The sequence below is a fragment of the Salirhabdus salicampi genome (assembly GCF_024259515.1).
GTDB lineage: Bacteria > Bacillota > Bacilli > Bacillales > Alkalibacillaceae > Salirhabdus_A > Salirhabdus_A salicampi.
On record NZ_JANBWE010000001.1, the window covers coordinates 724,415 to 745,701 of the forward strand.

Consider the following 21,287-nt stretch of genomic DNA (forward strand, 5'->3'; position numbering starts at 1 on the left):
ATTGGGATATCATATATATTGAAAGTAGGGGCGAAATACAAGATAGAGAAATAGAAACAATCCACTGAAAAGGAGATTGCTTCTATTTCTTTCGTTTTTCTTTATACTTCCGATTTGTAGAAGAAGGAATGTTTAATTGTTCACGATATTTCGCAACCGTTCGGCGGGATATAATAATATTCTTGCTATTTATATGGTTTGCTAGTTGTTGGTCTGAAAGTGGTTTTGCGGGATCCTCACTTTTAATGAGCTCTTTCATCATCTGCTTAATGTTATGGGAAGATGTTATGTTCCCATTGTTCAAGGAAATAGCGGAAGGGAAGAAGTGTTTTAATGGATACACCCCGAAAGGTGTTTGGACATATTTATGTTTCGTTGCTCGACTAATGGTCGAAATGTGTACATCGCATTGCTCAGCAATATCCTTTAATGTTAACGGGCGTAAACTGGCATTCCCCTTTAAAAAGAAGTCCAATTGATGATGTACAATCGCTTTCGTTACGTTTAATAAAATTGCACTTCTTTGTTCAATATTTTTACGTAACCATAAAAACTTTTTATATTTATCTTTTAGAAATTGGTTCGCTTTGTTGTCCGTTACATTATGTAACATTGTTTCATAGTCTGAGGATAAACTTATTTTCGGTAACGAGCGATCATTTATTTCAACCGTAACATTCCCATTTTCAACTCGAATATATAAATCGGGAATAATATAATTCGTTTTCGAAGTACTGTTAAATTGCGAACCAGGTTTCGGGTTTAATGATTGAATAATGGTCAATATATTTCGTATTTCGGTTTCATCAATATCCAGTTTCGTAGCAATAGCTCCCCACTTTGATAGAGATAAATCTTCTAGATGATCGGCAACAACTTTTTTTGCTATTTCATTCTGTGGGTAATAATGTTCCAACTGTAATAATAAGCATTGTTGAAGGCTTGTTGCTCCTACGCCAACTGGTTCTAACCCTTGCACAAGATGAAGAGCGCTCTTCACTTCAAATTCAGTTACCCCAAGGTGTTGAGCTGTTTCTCGAACCTCCTCTTCGTAGTAACCGCTTTCATTTAAAGTTGTAATAATATAGTGAACAATAAATTTTTCTTTATTAGTCAAGCGGAGAAAAGTGAGTTGTTCTAGTAAATCATTATAGAGGGTATTCCGTTCATCACTTATAAACTCCAGTGGTGAGGTCGTACTGGAATCGTTTGTCCTTGCAGTAGGACGTCGTCTAACATCGGAAAAGTAATCGGGGTAGGTTGTTTCCTCAATTTCAATAAATGGATTCTCAAGAGACTCGTTTTGAATAAAGCTTGCTAATTCTATAGATGAATATTGCAAAATAGATAATCCTTGCTTCATTTCAGGCGTCATGTTGAGCCCCATTTTTTGTTCCTTCGTTAAACTTAACTTCATGTTCTGAGACCTCCCTTCAAAAGATGTTGAAAAAGCGACTCAACTTGTCATATGGTCTGCGTATATCTCCAAATGCCATTTGTTCTCATTTATATTGTTAAAAAGTATGCCGGACTACCCTGGAAATATGTCTCACGTTCATATTAGGATTGAATTCATAATTTCATCTTAATAGAATGATAGCGTTTATGCAAAACGGATGGCACGAAATTTGCTAGAATATACATCAATTAATGAGTTGGTTAGGGTGGAATTTGGTAATAGTTATTTTTCATACCCAACGGCTAGGTTCATATGTTAAAATATGTTTGGACTTAAAACGAAAAAATTCATAAAGAGGTTCTAGTCACCCCTCTATAAAAAAACTAAGGAGTGAAAAGTATCTCTTCTTAGGGATGCTTTTTTTCTTCGTTAAAAGGAGAGTTCTTCATGAAAAACAAAAAAGCGCTTGTTGTATTTAGCGGGGGCCAGGATAGTACAACTTGTCTGTTTTGGGCTTTGAAAAACTTTGATGAAGTAGAAGCGGTAACGTTTGATTATAACCAACGTCACGTAGCCGAAATTGAATGTGCTAAGGAAATTACAACTGAACTAGGTGTTGAGCATCATATATTAGATATGTCTTTATTGAATCAATTGGCTCCGAATGCCCTGACACGAAATGATATTGAAGTGACAGCAGGTGAGAATGGTTCATTGCCGTCTACTTTTGTCCCGGGTCGTAATTTGGTCTTTTTATCTTTTGCTGGTATTTTGGCACATCAAATTGGAGCTTCCCACATTATTACGGGTGTTTGTGAAACAGACTTTAGTGGTTATCCTGATTGCCGGGATGATTTTGTCAAATCACTAAATGTAACATTAAATCTCTCAATGGATGAGAAGTTTGTTATTCACACACCGTTAATGTGGTTAAACAAGGCAGAAACATGGGAATTAGCAGATACATTGAACGCGTTAGATTTCGTAAAAGAAAAAACGTTAACATGCTATAACGGTGTTATTGGCGATGGTTGTGGCACATGCCCTGCTTGTGAATTACGTCGTAAAGGATATGAACAGTATATGGAGACAAAAAAGGAGAAGGTTCAACGATGATTCAACAATTCTATCCTCAAACTCAACATGATTATCGTTATGAGCTTAACAAAGACATGAATTTTTCAGCTGCTCATTTTGTCCCGAGCGAGGCTGCAGGGAAATGTCAAAATGTGCACGGTCATACCTATTTTGTCAATGTTACGATTGTCGGAGATCAATTAGATAAAAGCGGATTTTTAGTTGATTTTAAATTACTAAAAGATTTAGTCCATGGACGTTATGATCATCGTCTGTTAAATGATGAAACAGGTGATTTTAACGACGAAGATCCGAATCTATTCCCAACGACTGAAGTGGTTGCCCGTACCATATGGACGAATATTCAACAATACTTGAATGATTTAGAAAATAAACCGAAATGTGTTCAAGTCATTGTTAGGGAAACCCCAACGAGTTATGTTGTATACCGCCCGAAAGCGGGGGATTTTGATGAAGAAGAGTAAGATTCCAGTGTTAGAAATTTTCGGACCTACAATCCAAGGAGAAGGAATGGTAGTTGGTCGAAAAACGATGTTTGTCCGTACAGCGGGATGCGACTACCGTTGTTCTTGGTGTGATTCCGCTTTTACGTGGGACGGTTCCGCAAAGAACGATATTCGACAAATGCTCCCTGAGGCAATCTTTGATGAGTTGAAGGTTTTAGGGGACAACCGATTTGACCATGTAACAATTTCAGGTGGAAATCCAGCATTATATCCTCAAATGGGAAACTTCATCTCCTTACTTAAAGAGTATGAAATAGAAGTGGCATTGGAAACACAAGGAAGTATTTGGCAAGATTGGTTTTACGATGTTGATGACCTAACCATCTCTCCAAAACCGCCAAGTTCCGGAATGAAGACGGATTTTGATAAACTTGATATGATTATCGAAAATCTACGTACACGAGGTCTCGTGGAAACGAATGTAAGTTTAAAAGTCGTCATTTTTGATGATGAAGACCTTGAGTATGCGAAAAAAGTCCATTCTCGTTACAGGGACGTACCATTTTACCTTCAAGTAGGAAATCAGGATCTTACGACAGTAGATGATACCGAGCTTCGTCATACATTGATTACAAGTTATGAAACATTAATTGATAAAGTCGTAGATTCTTCACAGTTAAATGATGTTCGTGTACTCCCCCAACTACATACACTTGTGTGGGGAAATAAGCGAGGCGTTTAAGAAAAAACAGTTCGCCCAAATCCACATGTGGATTTGGGCTTTTACTTGCGTTCATGATAAGCATAATGGAAAGGGGGTGTTTCGCGAAGTGTAGATTCGTTTCCACCATCATATAAAATGTGGCTGCCATAGTTACGAAAATGAAATGGAACTGATTACTTTATACGAATCATTACACCTTCGAAAGAATGACCTTCAGCGTAAAGATAACTGAACTGTAAGGTTATTCAAGTAAATTAACCATAATTACCTTTTTTAAAAATTATGGTTAAGAATATATGAAACTTGAAAAGTGTTGTCATTTATTAATGCTATCCTTTAAAATTTAACTAGAGAAACGAAACATATTACACGCCATTTCGATGGAGAATAACATTTTACGGAGGCATTTATGTACGAAGTGAAAAAATACCCCGAATTTTCTTGGTCCTTATCTAGACATAAGACATTAATGGATTGTGCTCGTAAGTATGGACTGCATTATTATGAATCTCATAATGGATGGCGTTTTGATTCGCCGGAAAGTTCGAAAAAAGCGTACCGGTTGAAAAAGATTACAAACATTCCGATGTTATTCGGACAAATCTTTCACGAACTAGTTGAGTCTGCAATGAAAGATTTATTACAACGTAATCACGTTCCATCGAAAGAAGCCCTTATAGAAAAAGCACGGAGAAGGCTAAATTCAGCTTATTTGGACTCTCGTGACCGAAAGAGCCTATGGTTTGACAAGCCAAACCGATATAATATGCTTTTTGAAATGTATTATAATGGTGAACTTGACCCTGATGTCATTAAAGACTATCGTGAACGGTTGGACATCGTTTTTTCAAATCTATTCCATAGTAAATCATTTCAGGATATTACGACACGACAAGAGACGATGAAATTTCATCAGGCAGAGGATTTCCGTTATACGTATGTAAATGACGTAAAAATCTTTGCAGTCATGGATTTATTATACCGTGACACAGAACAGGGAAAATGGGTTATTGTCGATTGGAAGACTGGAAAAGAGTCAGACAGTGATTATGAACAGTTGGCCATCTATGCTTATTATTTAATGCAAGAATTTAATGTCCCCTTAGAACAGATCGAAATTCGGAACGAATATTTATTAACAGGTCACCACCGGACATATGTATTAGATGAAAGGGATATCCAAACGATGTTACACCGGTTGACATCTAGTGTTCAGCTCATGAAAGGTTACCAAGCTGATATTCTTGCAAACGAGCCATTATCAATTGAAGAGTTCCCAATGACGGAACAAGCCCAACGATGTCAACGATGTAACTTTAAAGAAATTTGCTTAACATAGTCATGAAAAAGGTTGGAGGAACAAGAACCGATTCAGTCTTCGCGATATACAAACGGGGCAGAATTTTACAAGGTGTTGCCAATAAAAGCGACTCCAATTTTCTTGTTCAGAAATGAAGCAAAATCGTTAAATTTATATTGATAATACATTGAATTTTTACGGTCATATTACCCTAACAAGGGCGTTAGACAAAAAGGGGCTAAGGTATGCAAAACATATTAGTTATAATAACGATAATAGTTTCTATTATCCTTGTAGGATGTACAAATACTGGTGAAAGAGTTGAATCATCTAATGTAGCTACCCAAGAACAACTAACCGAAACGATTGAGCAACTTGAAACTGAATTAGATAGAAAACAAGCTATGATAAGTGAGTTGGAAAGCGAAAATAAGCAGTTGAAGGGATTGGTAGATCACCAAGAGTCACAGGACCAGAGTCAAGTTATCGTTGGTAAAGAAGGGCTGTTTATTAAACCTGATTTACTCTATCCTGAAGACATTTCTGACGAAGTAATTTTGAATTTATTAGGGGAACCAATAAATGCAAATAAGTTTGAGGATGCACACGGTGGATTTACTGTGGTTGAATTCATATACGATAACTTTTCAATCACTATTCAAAAACAGCCAAATAAACAATTAGTTAAGTGGTTAACGATAAAGGACTCTAATTTTGTAACAGAACGTGGGATTACAGTGGGGTCATCAAAAAGTCAAGTCGTGCAGGCATATGGTGAAAACTTTAGTGAAAATTTAAATGGAATATACTATGGTGAGAAAACAGGCATAAGTTTTTCTCTGGAAGATGGTTATGTGAAAGAAATAGACATTTGGTATACGTATGAATAAAATAATTTTTCACTTTAACTAAGGGTTTATTTTTTATAAGTTCATTATTCGTCGAAATGATTACATTCAGAAGAGATTACCTTTAGGTAAGATAGAAGGTAATGTTTACGATTATGTAGGAGTTGTTATAAATGGAGGAAATTTTTTTAGCAATTCTATTTTTTGTAGTTGGGCTATTTATACTTTATGTCATTATCGAAACGGCAGTTAGGCGAGGAATTAATAGTTCTGTCATAGGGCGGTTGATTGAAGATAGACATGGGATTATAGAAGATAAAAAAGAGAAGGAAAAGAAAAAATCGTTTTTAGATAATGATTTAGATGATTGACAAATACCCTTTTGTGCGTGCATGTTGAATTACTGCTTATGCTAGGCATTTAGTCCCTTTGAATAAAATAATGAGTTATAACCTTGTTGAATCAACGGAATGTTGGTTGAATAAGAAAGTGAATATACATAGTAAAAACACTCAGATTTAAACCTGAGTGTTTTATTTGTATCGTTACTCGCTATCTAAATATATGCTAATTAGCGTTGCTTACGGGTATTCTCTCCCCTTACTGAACCTACTCAACCTTTTTTCCGTATCCTATCCACTATAACAGTCTAACCATTCATGCATATAAACCTCTAATCGTTTCCGATACCGGTTAATACATCAGGCTGAGAAAACGAATGACCACCATAAACGTCACTATTCGAATCGAACACTATAAGGTATTGTATGTAAATAATGTTAAACCGTAAAAAGAAAGCTTTACGACTGATGTCAGTTATCATGAACAATTTGCGGAAGAATTAGGGCAGATGAAACATAAAATGTAGGGAAAGGGTAGAAACGACTTGATGGGGAGGTGTTTAAAAGTGGTAACCTTACCTGTATGGGTGTGGATTGTCTATTATACGTTTTTATGTATAACGATAGGGGCAGCCATAATAAAAATTATCCGAAAAGAAATGATCTTTATCTCTCTTTTGACAGTTGTTTTTGTGTTAACCGTTCCTTTTCTTATGTTTTTAAACAGTATAGCTAGAGGGGAAGAATTAAATGAATTTCAATTCTTCGTTCAACAACTCAAGCAAGGATCCTTGTGGTCACTTTACGCAATTTTCTCCTACTTGTATTTGCCCATTTGGTGGATCCTGTATTATAAACATTATAAAAAGAAGAAGAGTTATATTTTTATAAAATGACCCCGGTATCATCCGAGGTCATTTATTATATGTAGATGTTGAAGGGTTCGGAGGTAGCTATACTGTCATTTTTCCCTTGCTATGTTTAAATAAATTGACTTGGATCAATAATCATCCAAACGAAAAGTCCGACATTGGCTAATGATATAAAAAATGCTGATAAAAGAAAGCCGTTAATGAAACGTCGATGCACATTTCTCCTTTTCAAAACAAAAAGAAGTGGGAGAACATATACCCATTGAATAAAGCCAAGGAAAACCCGGCTAACGGTTAATACACCATCATCAATTATGAAACTATTAATAGATAGAACGTGATACAGTACGACAAAACAAATAAATACCAAAATCGAAATTAACATTCCCTTTCTCATATGAAAACCTCCAGTAAAGAAAATGTTGGCAGTTTATGTAAATATAAAAGAAAATACAAAAAGATGCAAGTACTATTTCCGAGATCCTTTGTGCAACCATTTTTGAAACAAATGAATTTGTCGTGTCGTCTAATCAATAAAGAATATGAAAAAGGAGGATGGATATGAAAAGGTTAGTTTTATTTATACTGTTAATGATGTTATTTATCTTAGGGTGTTCGGATGAAGGACTTAAAGGAGAACAACCACCAGATGCTTATATAACAATTGGTGGGAAGTCATATGAGACTATCCTTGGAACATATTGCTGGTCTTATAATGGTAAAGGACTTTGTGTTGATACAGCAGGTCCTAAAGAATTGTTAGCCTTTCATAACGAGGAACCTATTAAAGTCCAACCTGAAGAAACGATTACGTTTACGATGGATTTTGAGCCGAAACCAACAGAAGTTCATGCAACCGTTATAAAAGGCCAAAACGAAAGCAAAGTTGACGTTGCTAATAACTCTTTTACAGCTCCAAAGGAGAAAGGAGTATATTACTATTACTACGGTGTTTGGTGGAAAGATGACAAAGAATCAGATATTTATCAAGGAGATGCCTTTTATGCTTTTGCATTAGAAGTAAGGAAATAGGATGGGGTGTCTGAACAACAATGGGAAAATGTCTGGTACTTATGGTGATTATGTACATATAAGGTGTTTTTCACTGTTGAATTTTCATAACGTCATACTGCACATTTCCTGTGGATATTCTACATTTATCATAGGCTTAGTTCTTTTTAATCCGAAAACATGGTCATTATAACTCATAGTGCGATGTTGTCCCTATTTTCAAAATGGTTGGTTTCGTTATAATCTTAAGTAATAAGGGGGTATATAAAAATCGCTTAGGGGGAAAAGAAAAGATGCCAAATAAACAGTTTTTAGCTTTTGGAATTGTCATAATACTGATAGTTGCAGGGTGGATGACGTACGATAAAGCAACAGATGATACATATGAAGGAATGTCGATTATTCCGGAGGAACATGAAGATATACCCCTCTATGATGGATTAAAGCCGACTCAATCTGATTATGTCATTAAGGGAAATCAGTGGCGTGACATATATCATTTCTATACATCTGAATTACCATCCTTAGGATGGAAAGCCACTTATCATCAAACAGCACTTGATGATGATGATGCTAGTAATGATTGGGCTGGATTTTACACTCGGTGGGAAAAGGAAGGGTTTGACGGTGAAATATCCGTTTCGGCATCTTATATTGAGTCCACAGAAGAGACAGAAGTTAGATTTAACCATATGACAGCAGTACAATATACAACGTGGTTTGAAAAAGTCCCTGATGATATTTGTGTAGGTAAAGATCGTAACCATTGTGTTGAAGTTACAGACGAAGAAATAATTGAGTTTCTAGTAAGTTATATCAATCATGCCTCAGATTCTTCTAAGGTACCTAAGAAACGGGAGAATGCTGTATCTATAGATATTGATAATACCTTTGTAACAATCCATTATGAAGAAGATGAAATCATATACATTGAATCCAGTAAAGGGATCAAAACAATGAAGCCTGAAACAGAATTTATAGAGGGACTCAATAACATAATAAACGATAACAAGTAGCTAATTATGGCTGCTTTTTTTATTTAGGACTATTGACGGGTGAAGAAAGGCTATTTATAGTGCTATACTAACATTATGATCCTTTTTCCAAATATAGGATAAACGGAGGGGTTGGAGTAAGAAATACTAGTTATAGTTTCTTTGGGAGTAGCCAAAATGAGAGCCTGTTTTATATTAGATTGTGCATAGGGGGACGATTATGAATAAGGTTCGAATCGTAATTATTATCGGAATTCTATTTCTAATTTTAAATGCTTTTCTTATCTATAAGTTACTTGAGGCTACAACAAACCAACGTACATTAGTCAATGTCATTATGATGAATGAATTTAGTGAACAAATAAAAGAGATTCGTAACTTTAATCAGTTTGTTTTAAGATTAGTAGAGAAAGAGGAAAGTGAATTTCCAATTGAAAAGAAGGACGCAAAATTATATTGGGCACTTTCGGACCCTAAGGATTCGAGTCTCATAAAAACATTGTATATACCAAATAATACATATTCACCACACTTTCAGTATGTTGACTATCAAAGTGAATTGGAAAGAGAGTTTTCCGTTTTGCATCAGCAGTTTAAGGAAAAGCTATCAAAAATGAGTAAAGGTGAATTGGAAATGTTCTCTGAGAGATTCAATAGAGCTACGGAATATTTATATGAATCTGTCAATCGTTGGCAAAAGACACACGGTGTACCATTTAAAGTCAAGTATGAAATGAATGAAGATAAAATGATAACGGCGCTCTTACAATTTCGGAACTTAGGAAAGGAATTGGAAGCTATACAATAATGAGGAATTAAAATTTTGCTCTCATTTTACATAATATGAAACGAAAAAGCAGGAATATATTGAAAGATAACGAACTAATCGTTTTATGTGAATGTGAAAAAAGAGGAGTGGGAATTTATGAAATGGTACTTATTAGAACGAATAGTTGGTGTACTAACAATTATGACAGGATTAATCTACCTTTTCGGTATATATGGACAGATGGAAACAGAAGTCCAAATGTGGGGCATTGTGGCCATCTTGTTGGGTGGTTTTATCGTTTGGTCATCGAATCAAAAGAATAAGTCAGCAATACGTTTATTTTTACTACTTTCTACAATTATTCAAGTGCCTGCAATTATTTTATGGCTCCGACATAACGGTGGTATTATTTCTGATGGGACTCCTTCGAGTTCTTTTATTGTTCATTGGGGTTACGCAACTCCACATATTTTAATCGTCTTCATTGGGGTGTTTACGATTCTATTTTCCTTTTCGAAGGGTACACCATAAGAAGGTAATGTAGAAATGTGCTATGATATAGGCGAAAAAAGAAACGGGAAATGGTTAACGTTAAGAACATATTACATTTTATAGGTGAAAACTGTTCTAAAATTCCATTAACGGTAATAGTTAATAGTAAATTAAGCCTTTTTCAAAGGAGGATGTTAGTGACTATTAACAGTGAAAAAGTAACGGAGTTTTTGGACCGGTTTCAAAGTGACTTTCAAGAGTTCAAGCAAACACGTTCCATGCAAAATGTCCTTCAAATGAATGACCATATTACGAGTTCTAATGCCTATCATAAGCTACGGGCTGATGTTCCAGCATTGCCGTTCTTTGGTGACCTATTTTCAAAATATGTCACGGTGCACTTTAATCCTGTATTACCTCATAATGAAAAAGAATATTTATCGATGCTTAACGGTTTGTTATTAACGTATAATTTTGATCAGTTTTATGAAAGGCTCCTTCGCTTTGGCGAACTGTTTTATCGTGAAAAAGAATATGTTGATGCCTCTGATATCAAACAGTTAGCTTTTTTGCTGCCATTTGATCAAATGGAACGTCACTTCAATTTTGAAAAACGAGGCACATCGTTAAAAACCTACAAATATTTTAAAAATCTACAAAAAACCTTTACCCATAGTTGTAAGCTTTACCTCATTCCATATTCCTCTATAAGACTATCCTACAAATATTTTCCTAATGTTTTGTTACGCAACTACTTCCGTAAATTGTTAGACATTCTTTTCGCTGTTGAACGTAAAGTTATTGTATTTAAAGGAGAAGTGTTTGATCATTTACTCTCCAATATGAATTTGGAAAATAGTTATCGTATGGAAGAAAAAATGTTTTTACTATTTGAAGATGAATATACACAGTATGCCTGTAAATACAGTGTGTGGAACATCGATTTTAATGGACAAAACGTAAAATGTATTGTCGCTCATTCCTTTGACGATTCTGGTGTTATTGGGGACCTGCCAGAGCGGTACGCAGCAGAAATTGTCAAGAACGAGTTTTTGCGATAACGTCATAAAAATGGAATTTCCTGTTGACATCCTAATAAAACTACGTCATTATATTTTATAATGAACTGAATAATGAGCCCCTTTAAATACAGTCCTGTGAGGCTGAGAAGGATGAACGAAACGTGCAATCAGTGTAACTGTTTGTCATTTTTCTGTACGTATATCCAACTCCCTCACCATGCAGGTGGAGGGAGTTTTTTTATGGGCTCACCCAATTACATAATATAATAAAGCATGTCCCTTTTAAATGCAGTCCTGTGAGGCTGAGAAAGGGGTAACTACGAAAAAAGTTTACGTATCACAACATACGTATATACTTTGGCGTCGTATACCTCTTTGTCTCAAGGCAAAGAGGTTTTTTGTTGAATTCGATTCCAGATAAGGAGAGATGACGATGAACAATCTGTTAGAGATGTCGGCTCTATCCAACCAAGAAATTTTCGATTTGTTAGCGGAAGCAAAAGCGTTTCAAAAAGGGAAGGTATGGAAACCAACTGAACAAACCTTTGTCGCGAACCTCTTTTTTGAACCGAGTACAAGAACGAAGATGAGCTTTGAAGTAGCAGAGAAGCGATTAGGATTACATGTGTTACCTTTTTCAGCAGAAGCTTCCAGTGTCCAAAAGGGTGAGAGTTTATATGACACTGTTAGGACATTGGAAGAAATAGGGGTTCAGGCAGTGGTCATTCGTCACCCGGAAGATCGGTACTTTGATGAGCTAAATGGACGTGTTTCGATTCCGATTTTAAACGGAGGTGATGGCTGTGGAAACCATCCTACACAGTCATTACTAGACTTATATACAATTCAACAAGAATATGGACACTTTGAAGGACTAAATATTGTTATCGTTGGTGATGTGAAACATAGTCGAGTTGCACGTTCTAACGCTGAAGCGTTAAGTCGTCTCGGTGCGAAGGTGATTTTCTCTGGACCAGAAGAATGGGCAGACCCGTCTTTAGGGGATTATGCTCCTATGGATCATGCAGTCCAAATAGCGGACGTCATGATGATGCTCCGGATTCAACATGAGCGTCATGAAGCAACGATGAATGTGACGAAGAAAATGTATCATCAACATTACGGACTAACGGTTGAAAGGGAGCGCATGATGAAACGAGGAAGTATTATTATGCACCCAGCTCCAGTAAATCGAGATGTTGAAATTGCATCTTCAATAGTCGAGAGTGAAAAATCACGTATTTTTCCCCAGATGAAAAATGGGGTGTATGTCCGCATGGCTGTGTTAAAGCAAGCACTTACTTCTGAATCAATAAAAGGGGGACGTCAATATGTCAACACTACTGAAAAACGGGAAATTGTTTAAACAAGGAAGATTTGTCGAAGCTGACGTTTACATAGAAAAAGGGAAAGTAACAAACATTGCAACATCCATTGATATCGCCGCGGATGAAGTCATCGATGTAGAAGGAAATTTCATCATACCTGGTCTCGTCGACTTACATGTTCATTTACGGGAGCCGGGGGGCGAGACAAAAGAAACCATTGAAACAGGAACGAAAGCAGCAGCAAAAGGTGGGTTTACGACCATTGCTGCAATGCCAAATACGAGGCCTGTTCCAGATACAACTGAACATCTAGCAGCACTTCAGCAGAAAATTGCGGAATTCGCCCATGTACGGGTGCTACCATACGCCGCCATTACAGAACGCCAGCTAGGGGAGACGATCACAGATTTTGACGCACTGAAGGATTTAGGGGCTTTCGCTTTTACCGACGACGGTGTCGGGGTACAAAATGCCGGAACTATGTTGGAAGCAATGAAAAGAGCAGCTGAAAGAAACATGTCTATCGTGGCCCATTGTGAGGAAAATACGTTAATTAATAATGGGTCTCTCCATGAAGGGGTATTTTCCGAAAAACAAAACATTAATGGTATTCCGTCAGTTTGTGAATCGGTACATATTGCCCGGGATGTATTGTTAGCAGAAGCTGCAGGTGTACATTATCATGTATGCCACATTAGTACAAAAGAGTCCGTTCGTGTGGTACGTGACGCAAAACAGGCTGGTATCAACGTTACAGCGGAAGTTACACCTCACCACTTATTACTTTGTGAAGAAGATATTCCCGGACTTGATGCAAACTTTAAAATGAATCCACCATTACGAGGGAAAGAGGATCAACAAGCGCTTATCGAAGGATTATTAGATGGGACAATCGATTTTATTGCAACTGACCATGCACCACATACTGCAGAGGAAAAAGCATTAGGGATTGAAAGAGCCCCATTTGGCATTGTAGGACTGGAAACAGCATTTCCTCTGTTATATACGAACCTGGTAAAAAACAATGTGTTAACTCTTGAACAACTCGTAGAGTTTTTAACACATAAACCGGCAGAATCTTTCAATCTACCATTTGGGACAATAGAAATTGGGAAAGATGCTGACATTACCGTTATTAATATTAAGGATGAAAAAGAAATTGATCCAACTACGTTTGCTTCAAAAGGGAAAAATACACCATTTACGGGTTGGGCATGTCAAGGATGGCCAATTCGCACAATGATAGCAGGGAATACCGTTTGGACAGAAGAAACGAAACATAACTCCATTACAACACTATAAATAAAAGGGGCGGATAGGATTGAAGCGACAATTAATTTTAGAAGATGGAACCGTATTTGTTGGCAAAGCATTTGGAAGTGAGGGAGAACAAGAAGGAGAGGTCGTATTCAACACGGGGATGACAGGCTATCAAGAAATTTTATCTGATCCTTCTTATTGTGGTCAAATTGTAACCTTAACTTATCCGTTAATCGGAAATTACGGAATCAATCCTGATGATTTTGAAACAATCACACCTTCGGTTCACGGATTAATTGTGAAGGAAGTAGCAGATATTCCAAGCTATTGGCGAAGTGAGAAAAACGTAGATACGTTTCTTAAGGAACAAGGGATCCCCGGTTTACAAGGGATTGATACGAGAAAATTAACACGATTAATACGGAAACATGGAACGTTGAAAGGACAGCTTGCAAGTATGGAATCAAATGTTGAAGCGGTCGTGAAACGACTACGAAATACACCGTTTCCAAAGAATCAAGTGGAACAGGTATCCACGACGAAGCCATACCGTAGTCCTGGACGGGGCCTGCGCGTCGTTCTTGTCGATTATGGTCTGAAATTAGGTATTGCCCGGGAATTAACCAACCGTAATTGTGATGTCATCGTCGTTCCTTACAATACAACAGCAGAAGAAGTGTTACGCCTAAATCCAGATGGTGTCATGTTAAGCAACGGACCTGGGGATCCGAAAGATGTACCGGAAGGCATCGAAATGGTGAAACAGTTGCTTGGTCAAGTACCGGTATTTGGTATATGTTTAGGGCATCAATTGTTTGCCTTAGCTTGTGGTGCGAATACGGAAAAAATGAAGTTCGGGCACCGTGGTTCCAACCACCCAGTGAAAAACATGGATACAGGTAAAGTTGATATGACATCCCAAAACCATGGATATACCGTAAAAGAATCGTCACTACAAGGTACGCGATTAGCCATTACTCATAAAGCTGTAAATGACGGAACTGTTGAAGGGTTAAAACACTTAGATTACAACGCGTTTACAGTACAATACCACCCTGAAGCGTCACCAGGACCTGAGGATTCTAATAAACTATTTGATCAATTTGTTACAGCGATGATAAACGAAAAGAAAGAGGTGCTTCAACATGCCTAAACGTACAGATATCCAAAAAATATTAGTTATCGGATCTGGCCCGATTGTCATCGGTCAAGCAGCAGAATTTGATTATGCAGGAACACAAGCATGCCAAGCATTAAAGGAAGAAGGATATGAAGTTATCCTCGTAAATTCGAATCCTGCAACGATTATGACTGACACAGCCATGGCAGATCGTGTCTATATCGAACCGTTAACTGTCGAATTTGTCAGTCGTATTATTCGAAAAGAAAGACCGGATGCCCTCGTACCTACCCTTGGTGGGCAGACAGGATTAAATTTAGCAATTGATTTACATAAATCTGGTGTTCTAGCAGAGTGTAGTGTAGAAATTTTAGGGACAGATTTAGATGCGATTGAACAAGCGGAGGATCGGGAAAAGTTCCGTGCGTTAATGAACGAACTGAATGAACCTGTTCCGGAAAGTGAAATTATTCATAGTTTAGAAGAAGCGTATCAATTTGTCGAAAAAATTGGCTATCCGATTATTGTTCGACCTGCCTACACTCTTGGTGGAACTGGTGGAGGTATGGTGTATAACGAAGAAGATTTAATCGAAATTGTTTCAAGCGGTTTGAAAAATAGTCCAGTAAGCCAATGTTTAGTAGAAAAAAGTATCGTAGGGTTTAAAGAGATTGAGTATGAAGTAATGCGTGACGCAAATGACGAAACGATTGTCGTTTGTAATATGGAAAACATTGACCCAGTTGGGATTCATACAGGGGATTCAATCGTCGTTGCCCCGAGTCAAACGTTATCTGATCGGGATTATCAACGTTTGCGGAATGTGTCCTTAAAGCTCATACGCACACTAGGTATTGAGGGCGGTTGTAACGTTCAGTTAGCCTTAGATCCAAATAGCTTTGATTACTACATCATTGAGGTAAACCCAAGGGTAAGCCGTTCATCAGCCTTGGCTTCGAAAGCAACAGGCTACCCAATTGCGAAACTAGCGGCAAAAATTGCCGTGGGATTACATTTATCTGAAATGGAGAATCCGGTAACAGGAAAGACGTATGCCTCCTTCGAGCCGGCCCTTGACTACGTTGTAAGTAAGATCCCTCGCTGGCCGTTTGATAAATTTGCCGCCGCGAATCGTACTTTAGGAACACAAATGAAGGCTACGGGTGAAGTGATGGCGATTGGACGTAATATAGAAGAATCATTATTAAAAGCTATCCGCTCTCTTGAATCAGATGTTATGCACATGGAAGTCGAAGGATTTGACCAATTGTCTGATAAGGACTTACAACGACGGATTGAGCGGGCTGACGATGAGCGCTTGTTCGTTATTGGTGAGGCGTTTCGTCGAGGTGTCACAATAGAACAAATTCATCAGTGGAGCGGGATCGATTATTTCTTCTTAATGAAGATGGAAGGGATTATCAATCTTGAGAAAAAGCTTCAAGCTCATCCAAGTAATATTGCCCTTCTTCAAGAAGCAAAAGAGAAAGGTTTTTCAGATGTAGCCATTGCTAAACTATGGAACAAAACCGAAGTAGAAATATACGAGTTGCGTAAAGAAAAAGGGATTATCCCTGTATATAAAATGGTAGATACATGTGCAGCAGAGTTTGAATCTGAAACTCCTTATTATTACGGAACATATGAAGAGGAGAATGAATCGAGTAAAACAGATAAGAAAAGTGTTATTGTGTTAGGTTCTGGACCAATTCGAATTGGACAGGGGATTGAATTTGATTACTCATCGGTCCACTCTGTTTGGGCAATTAAAGAAGCAGGCTATGAGGCAATCATTATTAACAACAACCCAGAAACCGTGTCTACCGACTTTAGTACGTCAGATAAGTTATATTTTGAACCATTAACGGTGGAAGATGTTATGCACGTCATCGATTTAGAACAGCCAGAAGGAGTTGTCGTTCAGTTTGGAGGACAAACAGCTATTAATCTAGCAGATGAATTAGCGGCACGCGGTGTAAACATTCTTGGAACAACATTGGAAGATATGGATCGAGCGGAGGACCGGGATAAATTTGAACAACTGCTATCACACTTAACTATTCCCCAACCAAAAGGTCGTACGGCAACGTCTGTACAAGGAGCCGTAAAGGTTGCCAATGAAGTTGGATATCCTGCCCTTGTACGTCCTTCATACGTACTAGGCGGGCGAGCAATGGAAATTGTGTATAATGAGACAGATTTACTTCGTTATATGGAAACAGCCGTAAAAGTGAATCCACAACATCCAGTCTTACTAGATCGTTATTTAGTCGGGAAAGAGATTGAAGTGGATGCCATTTCTGACGGTGAAACAGTGTTTATTCCAGGGATTATGGAGCATATTGAAAGGGCTGGTGTCCATTCCGGTGACTCGATTGCAGTTTATCCGCCCCAAAGTTTATCAGTGAACACAAAGCAACAACTCATTGATCAAACTGTTAAACTAGCAAAAGGATTAAACATTGTCGGTCTATTAAACATTCAATTCGTGTTACATGAAGGGGAAGTATACGTGTTAGAGGTGAACCCACGCTCAAGCCGTACTGTACCATTTTTAAGTAAAATTACTGGCGTACCGATGGCAAATCTTGCAACGAAAGTCATTCTAGGAGAGAAATTACTTGAATTAGGATATGAAACAGGGTATCAACAAGAACCATCCGATGTATATGTGAAGGTACCAGTATTCTCATTTGCGAAACTGCGTCGAGTGGATATTACACTAGGACCTGAAATGAAATCGACTGGGGAAGTAATGGGGCGGGACATTAGTCTGGAAAAAGCGTTATATAAAGGACTTATCGCCTCCGGGATGAACATCCCAACACACGGTTCTGTTCTTTTCACTGTAGCTGACAAAGATAAGGAAGAGGCGCTACCCATTATCCAGCGTTTTCACGAGCTGGGGTTTGACATATTAGCAACAGAAGGTACCGCCCAGTACGTACGACAACATCACCTTCCAGTAACGATCGTGAATAAATTAGGTGGAGAAAAGCCTAACCTGCTAGATGTTATCCGGAAAGGAGAAGCACAGTTTGTTGTAAATACGTTAACAAAAGGAAAACAGCCTGCTCGTGATGGATTCCGTATTCGCCGTGATTCGGTCGAAAATGGCGTGGTTTGTTTCACTTCACTAGATACAGCAAAAGCGTTACTACGTGTTCTAGAAATGGTTACGTTCACATCAACAGAGATGCCTCAAATTGCAAAGCGAAAAGCGGTGATGGCATGAAGATAAATGACTTAACGATTACGAGTCATAAGGAAATTGCTAAGGATATATATGAAATGAAATTGACAGGTGAGGCATTGCAAATGCCTCTTCCTGGTCAATTTGTCCATGTAAAAGTGGGAAGAGGAACAGATCCTTTATTACGGAGACCCATTTCAGTCTGTGATACCGAGGGACAATCATTTACAATGTTGTATCGTGCTGAAGGAAAAGGAACAACCCAACTATCTAAAGAACAAGCAGGTCAACGTGTAAATGTCCTTGGCCCATTGGGGAATGGTTTTCCAACTGACTCTATTTCTCCAGGAGAGACGGCTCTCCTCGTTGGTGGGGGAATCGGTGTTCCACCACTTTATTACTTATCGAAAACATTACAAGCAAAAGGTGTTAACGTCATCCACGTTTTAGGATTTCAAACGAAAGATGTAGTCTTTTATAAAGAAGAATTCACAAAATTAGGACCTACCTATGTGGCAACAGTCGATGGAACCGAAGGTACGAAAGGGTTTGTGACAGATGTTATAGTAAGCGAAGACTTATCCTTTGATGCTCTTTATTCTTGTGGTCCTACTCCAATGTTAAAAGCTCTTGAGCAACAATATGGCAATCAACGAATGTATTTGTCCCTTGAGGAACGGATGGGGTGTGGTATAGGAGCATGTTTTGCATGTGTGTGCCGAACACAAGCTGACCCAAATGGTGTAGATTACCGAAAAGTGTGTAGTGATGGTCCAGTATTTCCAGCAGGGGAGGTTGCCCTATGAACCGATTGCAAGTAGAGTTGCCTGGATTATCATTAAAGAACCCCATTATGCCAGCTTCAGGGTGTTTTGGTTTTGGGAAAGAATACGCAAAATTATATGATTTATCAAAACTTGGTGCAATTATGATTAAAGCAACAACGGATCAGCCACGTTTCGGTAATCCAACACCAAGGGTAGCAGAGACTCCTGGTGGGATGTTAAATGCGATCGGGCTGCAAAATCCTGGACTAGCAGGCGTTCTTGAGCATGAACTTCCATGGTTGGAGCAGTATGATGTACCAATAATAGCGAATGTAGCAGGTTCGCAAATGGAGGATTACGTGAAGGTTGCCTCTCAAATTTCACAGGCACCAAATGTGAAAGCATTAGAATTAAATATATCCTGCCCAAACGTTAAAACCGGTGGGATAGCGTTCGGGACCGATCCAGACACCGCAGCAAAATTAACAGCTGCTGTGAAAGAAGTGTCAACGGTACCAGTTTATGTGAAGCTTTCGCCAAATGTAACAAACATTGTTACCATTGCCAAGGCCGTTGAAATGGCAGGTGCAGATGGTTTAACAATGATTAACACTTTGACAGGGATGCGGATTGATATAAAATCTCGCAAGCCGGTTTTAGCAAACGAAACAGGTGGTCTATCAGGCCCTGCTGTTAAACCTGTTGCGATTCGAATGGTACATGAAGTTAGTCAGGCCGTATCTGTACCAATTATTGGAATGGGTGGAGTGCAAACGGCGGAAGATGCGGTCGAATTTCTCCTTGCAGGAGCAAGTGCAGTTGCAGTTGGAACGGCGAACTTCATTAATCCCTTTGCTTGTCCACATGTTATCGAAGAACTTCCAACTATCATGGATGAATTAAAGGTAGATCACATTACACAGTTAATCGGAGGGAGTTGGAAAGAAAATGAAGAAGCCACTTATAGTCGCTCTTGACTACGCCAATGAACAAGAGGTGAAAAAATTTTTTACCCCCTTCGATGGGCAAGTTTTATTCGTAAAAGTTGGAATGGAGCTTTTTTATCAAACAGGTCCCCAATTGATTACAGAATTAAAAGAAGCAGGACATCATATTTTCTTAGACTTAAAATTGCATGATATTCCTAATACGGTCAAAGGGGCTATGAAGGGGCTAGCTAAATTAGGTGTTGATATCGTGAATGTTCATGCCGCTGGTGGGAAAGACATGATGGAAGCTGCTCTTGAAGGTCTCGATATCGGAACACCTCCCGGGACAGATCGACCGCTTTGTGTTGCTGTTACTCAACTTACTAGCACAACACAATGGATGATGGAGGAAGAATTGCTAATCAACCGGAATTTAGGTGACGTCGTTTTAAGCTATGCACAACTAACAAAACATGCAGGGTTGGATGGTGTTGTTTGTTCCGCCCTTGAGGTGCCGAAAATTAAATCTATATGTGGTTCCAATTTTCAAACGATTACACCAGGTATACGACTTGCTGGTGATGCTAAACAAGATCAAAAGAGAGTAGTGACACCTGCAGATGCAAGCAAACTCGGAAGTGACGCCATCGTTGTCGGTCGTAGCATTACGCAGGTAAAAGAACCAGTAAAAGCATATGAGAACATACAATTGGAATGGGGGATGCTTAATGAAAAAAGCAATCGCATCAAAACTGTTAGAAATTGAAGCTGTTTCATTACGACCTAACAATCCATTTACGTGGTCATCCGGGATAAAGTCCCCAATTTATTGTGATAACCGTTTAACAATGTCGTACCCAGTCGTTCGACGACAATTAGCGGAAGGATTGGCTAACCTTATAAAAGAACATTATGGAGAAGTTGATGTAATAGCTGGTACGGCAACAGCCGGAATTCCACATGCAGCATGGGTAAGTGAACAATTAGGCTTACCTATGGTTTATGTAAGAAGTAAAGCAAAAGGTCACGGAAAAGGAAATCAAATCGAAGGTAAAGTGATAGAAGGGCAAAAAGTAGTCATAATCGAAGACTTGATCTCTACCGGCGGTAGTGTCATAAACGCTGCACAGGCGTTACGAGAAGTAGGTGCAAATGTTTTAGGTGTAGCGGCCATCTTTACATACGAGTTAGAAAAAGGAACAAAACAGTTGGAAGAGGCGAATGTAATCTGGCATACGTTAACGGATTTTTCAACTCTTGCTAAAGTTAGTGTAGAACAAGGTCATACTGATCAAGAAGATATACAATCATTAACGAAATGGAAGCAGGATCCTGAGAAGTGGATTGTGGAAGTAAAATAGAATAGAGATAAA

At 38.3% G+C, this 21,287-nt stretch carries 21 protein-coding genes; 19 read left to right on the top strand and 2 right to left on the bottom strand.

Annotated features, from left to right (window positions below; all coding sequences use genetic code 11):
• Positions 1 to 82: 82 nt before the first annotated feature.
• Positions 83 to 1,417, bottom strand: coding sequence for an RNA polymerase factor sigma-54 (gene rpoN, locus NLW78_RS03755; RefSeq protein WP_254495650.1), 1,335 nt, complete (start codon positions 1,415 to 1,417; stop codon positions 83 to 85).
• A gap of 429 nt (positions 1,418 to 1,846) precedes the next feature.
• Here rpoN and queC point away from each other — a divergent pair, with 429 nt between their 5' ends.
• The 6 genes from queC to NLW78_RS03785 all read left to right on the top strand — a co-directional run bounded on the left by queC (position 1,847) and on the right by NLW78_RS03785 (position 6,186).
• Positions 1,847 to 2,515: a 7-cyano-7-deazaguanine synthase QueC gene (gene queC, locus NLW78_RS03760; protein ID WP_254495651.1), complete on the top strand. Its 669-nt coding sequence runs from the start codon at positions 1,847 to 1,849 to the stop codon at positions 2,513 to 2,515.
• A complete protein-coding gene (gene queD / locus NLW78_RS03765; RefSeq protein ID WP_254495652.1) occupies positions 2,512 to 2,961 on the top strand; it encodes a 6-carboxytetrahydropterin synthase QueD in 450 nt (149 codons plus the stop codon). Before queC ends, queD begins: the two co-directional genes overlap by 4 nt.
• Positions 2,948 to 3,685, top strand: a complete 738-nt coding sequence (gene queE / locus NLW78_RS03770) for a 7-carboxy-7-deazaguanine synthase QueE (RefSeq protein WP_254495653.1) — start codon at positions 2,948 to 2,950, stop codon at positions 3,683 to 3,685. Before queD ends, queE begins: the two co-directional genes overlap by 14 nt.
• Before the next feature lie 391 nt (positions 3,686 to 4,076).
• Positions 4,077 to 5,006, top strand: a complete 930-nt coding sequence (locus tag NLW78_RS03775; RefSeq protein WP_254495654.1) for a PD-(D/E)XK nuclease family protein — start codon at positions 4,077 to 4,079, stop codon at positions 5,004 to 5,006.
• A gap of 206 nt (positions 5,007 to 5,212) precedes the next feature.
• The gene (locus NLW78_RS03780) at positions 5,213 to 5,857 is read left to right on the top strand and encodes a hypothetical protein (protein WP_254495655.1); all 645 of its coding nucleotides are present in this window, start codon (positions 5,213 to 5,215) and stop codon (positions 5,855 to 5,857) included.
• 131 nt (positions 5,858 to 5,988) lie between these two features.
• A complete protein-coding gene (locus tag NLW78_RS03785; protein ID WP_254495656.1) occupies positions 5,989 to 6,186 on the top strand; it encodes a hypothetical protein in 198 nt (65 codons plus the stop codon).
• Positions 6,187 to 7,137: 951 nt separating this feature from the next.
• Here the strand turns inward: NLW78_RS03785 and NLW78_RS03790 are convergent.
• A complete protein-coding gene (locus tag NLW78_RS03790; RefSeq protein WP_254495657.1) occupies positions 7,138 to 7,425 on the bottom strand; it encodes a hypothetical protein in 288 nt (95 codons plus the stop codon).
• 164 nt (positions 7,426 to 7,589) lie between these two features.
• Here NLW78_RS03790 and NLW78_RS03795 point away from each other — a divergent pair, with 164 nt between their 5' ends.
• The 13 genes from NLW78_RS03795 (at position 7,590) to pyrE (ending at position 21,275) form a co-directional block, all read left to right on the top strand.
• Entirely contained in the window at positions 7,590 to 8,060 is a 471-nt protein-coding gene (locus NLW78_RS03795; protein ID WP_254495658.1) for a hypothetical protein, read from the top strand.
• 272 nt (positions 8,061 to 8,332) lie between these two features.
• Positions 8,333 to 9,055, top strand: coding sequence for a hypothetical protein (locus tag NLW78_RS03800; RefSeq protein WP_254495659.1), 723 nt, complete (start codon positions 8,333 to 8,335; stop codon positions 9,053 to 9,055).
• Positions 9,056 to 9,254: 199 nt separating this feature from the next.
• Positions 9,255 to 9,842, top strand: a complete 588-nt coding sequence (locus tag NLW78_RS03805) for a hypothetical protein (protein WP_254495660.1) — start codon at positions 9,255 to 9,257, stop codon at positions 9,840 to 9,842.
• A 117-nt stretch (positions 9,843 to 9,959) separates the two neighbouring features.
• The gene (locus tag NLW78_RS03810) at positions 9,960 to 10,334 is read left to right on the top strand and encodes a hypothetical protein (protein ID WP_254495661.1); all 375 of its coding nucleotides are present in this window, start codon (positions 9,960 to 9,962) and stop codon (positions 10,332 to 10,334) included.
• Positions 10,335 to 10,492: 158 nt separating this feature from the next.
• The gene (locus tag NLW78_RS03815) at positions 10,493 to 11,356 is read left to right on the top strand and encodes a serpin family protein (protein ID WP_254495662.1); all 864 of its coding nucleotides are present in this window, start codon (positions 10,493 to 10,495) and stop codon (positions 11,354 to 11,356) included.
• A gap of 394 nt (positions 11,357 to 11,750) precedes the next feature.
• Positions 11,751 to 12,683, top strand: a complete 933-nt coding sequence (locus tag NLW78_RS03820) for an aspartate carbamoyltransferase catalytic subunit (RefSeq protein ID WP_254495663.1) — start codon at positions 11,751 to 11,753, stop codon at positions 12,681 to 12,683.
• On the top strand, positions 12,649 to 13,947 hold the full coding sequence (gene pyrC, locus NLW78_RS03825) for a dihydroorotase (protein ID WP_254495664.1): 1,299 nt from the start codon (positions 12,649 to 12,651) through the stop codon (positions 13,945 to 13,947). The genes NLW78_RS03820 and pyrC overlap by 35 nt, the downstream gene beginning before the upstream one ends.
• 19 nt (positions 13,948 to 13,966) lie before the next feature.
• Positions 13,967 to 15,058 carry a carbamoyl phosphate synthase small subunit gene (locus NLW78_RS03830; protein WP_254495665.1) on the top strand — a complete coding sequence of 364 codons (1,092 nt, stop codon included), beginning with the start codon at positions 13,967 to 13,969 and terminating at the stop codon, positions 15,056 to 15,058.
• Positions 15,051 to 18,260 (top strand): carbamoyl-phosphate synthase large subunit, encoded by a 3,210-nt coding sequence (gene carB, locus NLW78_RS03835; protein ID WP_254495666.1) that lies wholly within the window; start codon positions 15,051 to 15,053, stop codon positions 18,258 to 18,260. Before NLW78_RS03830 ends, carB begins: the two co-directional genes overlap by 8 nt.
• Positions 18,257 to 19,024, top strand: coding sequence for a dihydroorotate dehydrogenase electron transfer subunit (locus tag NLW78_RS03840; RefSeq protein ID WP_254495667.1), 768 nt, complete (start codon positions 18,257 to 18,259; stop codon positions 19,022 to 19,024). The genes carB and NLW78_RS03840 overlap by 4 nt, the downstream gene beginning before the upstream one ends.
• The gene (locus tag NLW78_RS03845) at positions 19,021 to 19,962 is read left to right on the top strand and encodes a dihydroorotate dehydrogenase (protein ID WP_254495668.1); all 942 of its coding nucleotides are present in this window, start codon (positions 19,021 to 19,023) and stop codon (positions 19,960 to 19,962) included. The genes NLW78_RS03840 and NLW78_RS03845 overlap by 4 nt, the downstream gene beginning before the upstream one ends.
• Positions 19,934 to 20,680: an orotidine-5'-phosphate decarboxylase gene (pyrF, locus tag NLW78_RS03850; protein ID WP_254495669.1), complete on the top strand. Its 747-nt coding sequence runs from the start codon at positions 19,934 to 19,936 to the stop codon at positions 20,678 to 20,680. The genes NLW78_RS03845 and pyrF overlap by 29 nt, the downstream gene beginning before the upstream one ends.
• Positions 20,643 to 21,275, top strand: coding sequence for an orotate phosphoribosyltransferase (gene pyrE, locus NLW78_RS03855; protein ID WP_254495670.1), 633 nt, complete (start codon positions 20,643 to 20,645; stop codon positions 21,273 to 21,275). The genes pyrF and pyrE overlap by 38 nt, the downstream gene beginning before the upstream one ends.
• Positions 21,276 to 21,287: the final 12 nt, after the last annotated feature.

Excerpts from the sequence above, each read along its gene's own strand:
- rpoN (WP_254495650.1), bottom strand. The coding sequence starts at position 1,417 with ATGAAGTTAAGTTTAACGAAGGAACAAAAAATGGGGCTCAACATGACG.
- queC (WP_254495651.1), top strand. The coding sequence starts at position 1,847 with ATGAAAAACAAAAAAGCGCTTGTTGTATTTAGCGGGGGCCAGGATAGT.
- queD (WP_254495652.1), top strand. The coding sequence starts at position 2,512 with ATGATTCAACAATTCTATCCTCAAACTCAACATGATTATCGTTATGAG.
- queE (WP_254495653.1), top strand. The coding sequence starts at position 2,948 with ATGAAGAAGAGTAAGATTCCAGTGTTAGAAATTTTCGGACCTACAATC.
- NLW78_RS03775 (WP_254495654.1), top strand. The coding sequence starts at position 4,077 with ATGTACGAAGTGAAAAAATACCCCGAATTTTCTTGGTCCTTATCTAGA.
- NLW78_RS03780 (WP_254495655.1), top strand. The coding sequence starts at position 5,213 with ATGCAAAACATATTAGTTATAATAACGATAATAGTTTCTATTATCCTT.
- NLW78_RS03785 (WP_254495656.1), top strand. The coding sequence starts at position 5,989 with ATGGAGGAAATTTTTTTAGCAATTCTATTTTTTGTAGTTGGGCTATTT.
- NLW78_RS03790 (WP_254495657.1), bottom strand. The coding sequence starts at position 7,425 with ATGAGAAAGGGAATGTTAATTTCGATTTTGGTATTTATTTGTTTTGTC.
- NLW78_RS03795 (WP_254495658.1), top strand. The coding sequence starts at position 7,590 with ATGAAAAGGTTAGTTTTATTTATACTGTTAATGATGTTATTTATCTTA.
- NLW78_RS03800 (WP_254495659.1), top strand. The coding sequence starts at position 8,333 with ATGCCAAATAAACAGTTTTTAGCTTTTGGAATTGTCATAATACTGATA.
- NLW78_RS03805 (WP_254495660.1), top strand. The coding sequence starts at position 9,255 with ATGAATAAGGTTCGAATCGTAATTATTATCGGAATTCTATTTCTAATT.
- NLW78_RS03810 (WP_254495661.1), top strand. The coding sequence starts at position 9,960 with ATGAAATGGTACTTATTAGAACGAATAGTTGGTGTACTAACAATTATG.
- NLW78_RS03820 (WP_254495663.1), top strand. The coding sequence starts at position 11,751 with ATGAACAATCTGTTAGAGATGTCGGCTCTATCCAACCAAGAAATTTTC.
- pyrC (WP_254495664.1), top strand. The coding sequence starts at position 12,649 with ATGTCAACACTACTGAAAAACGGGAAATTGTTTAAACAAGGAAGATTT.
- carB (WP_254495666.1), top strand. The coding sequence starts at position 15,051 with ATGCCTAAACGTACAGATATCCAAAAAATATTAGTTATCGGATCTGGC.
- NLW78_RS03840 (WP_254495667.1), top strand. The coding sequence starts at position 18,257 with ATGAAGATAAATGACTTAACGATTACGAGTCATAAGGAAATTGCTAAG.
- NLW78_RS03845 (WP_254495668.1), top strand. The coding sequence starts at position 19,021 with ATGAACCGATTGCAAGTAGAGTTGCCTGGATTATCATTAAAGAACCCC.
- pyrF (WP_254495669.1), top strand. The coding sequence starts at position 19,934 with ATGAAGAAGCCACTTATAGTCGCTCTTGACTACGCCAATGAACAAGAG.
- pyrE (WP_254495670.1), top strand. The coding sequence starts at position 20,643 with ATGAAAAAAGCAATCGCATCAAAACTGTTAGAAATTGAAGCTGTTTCA.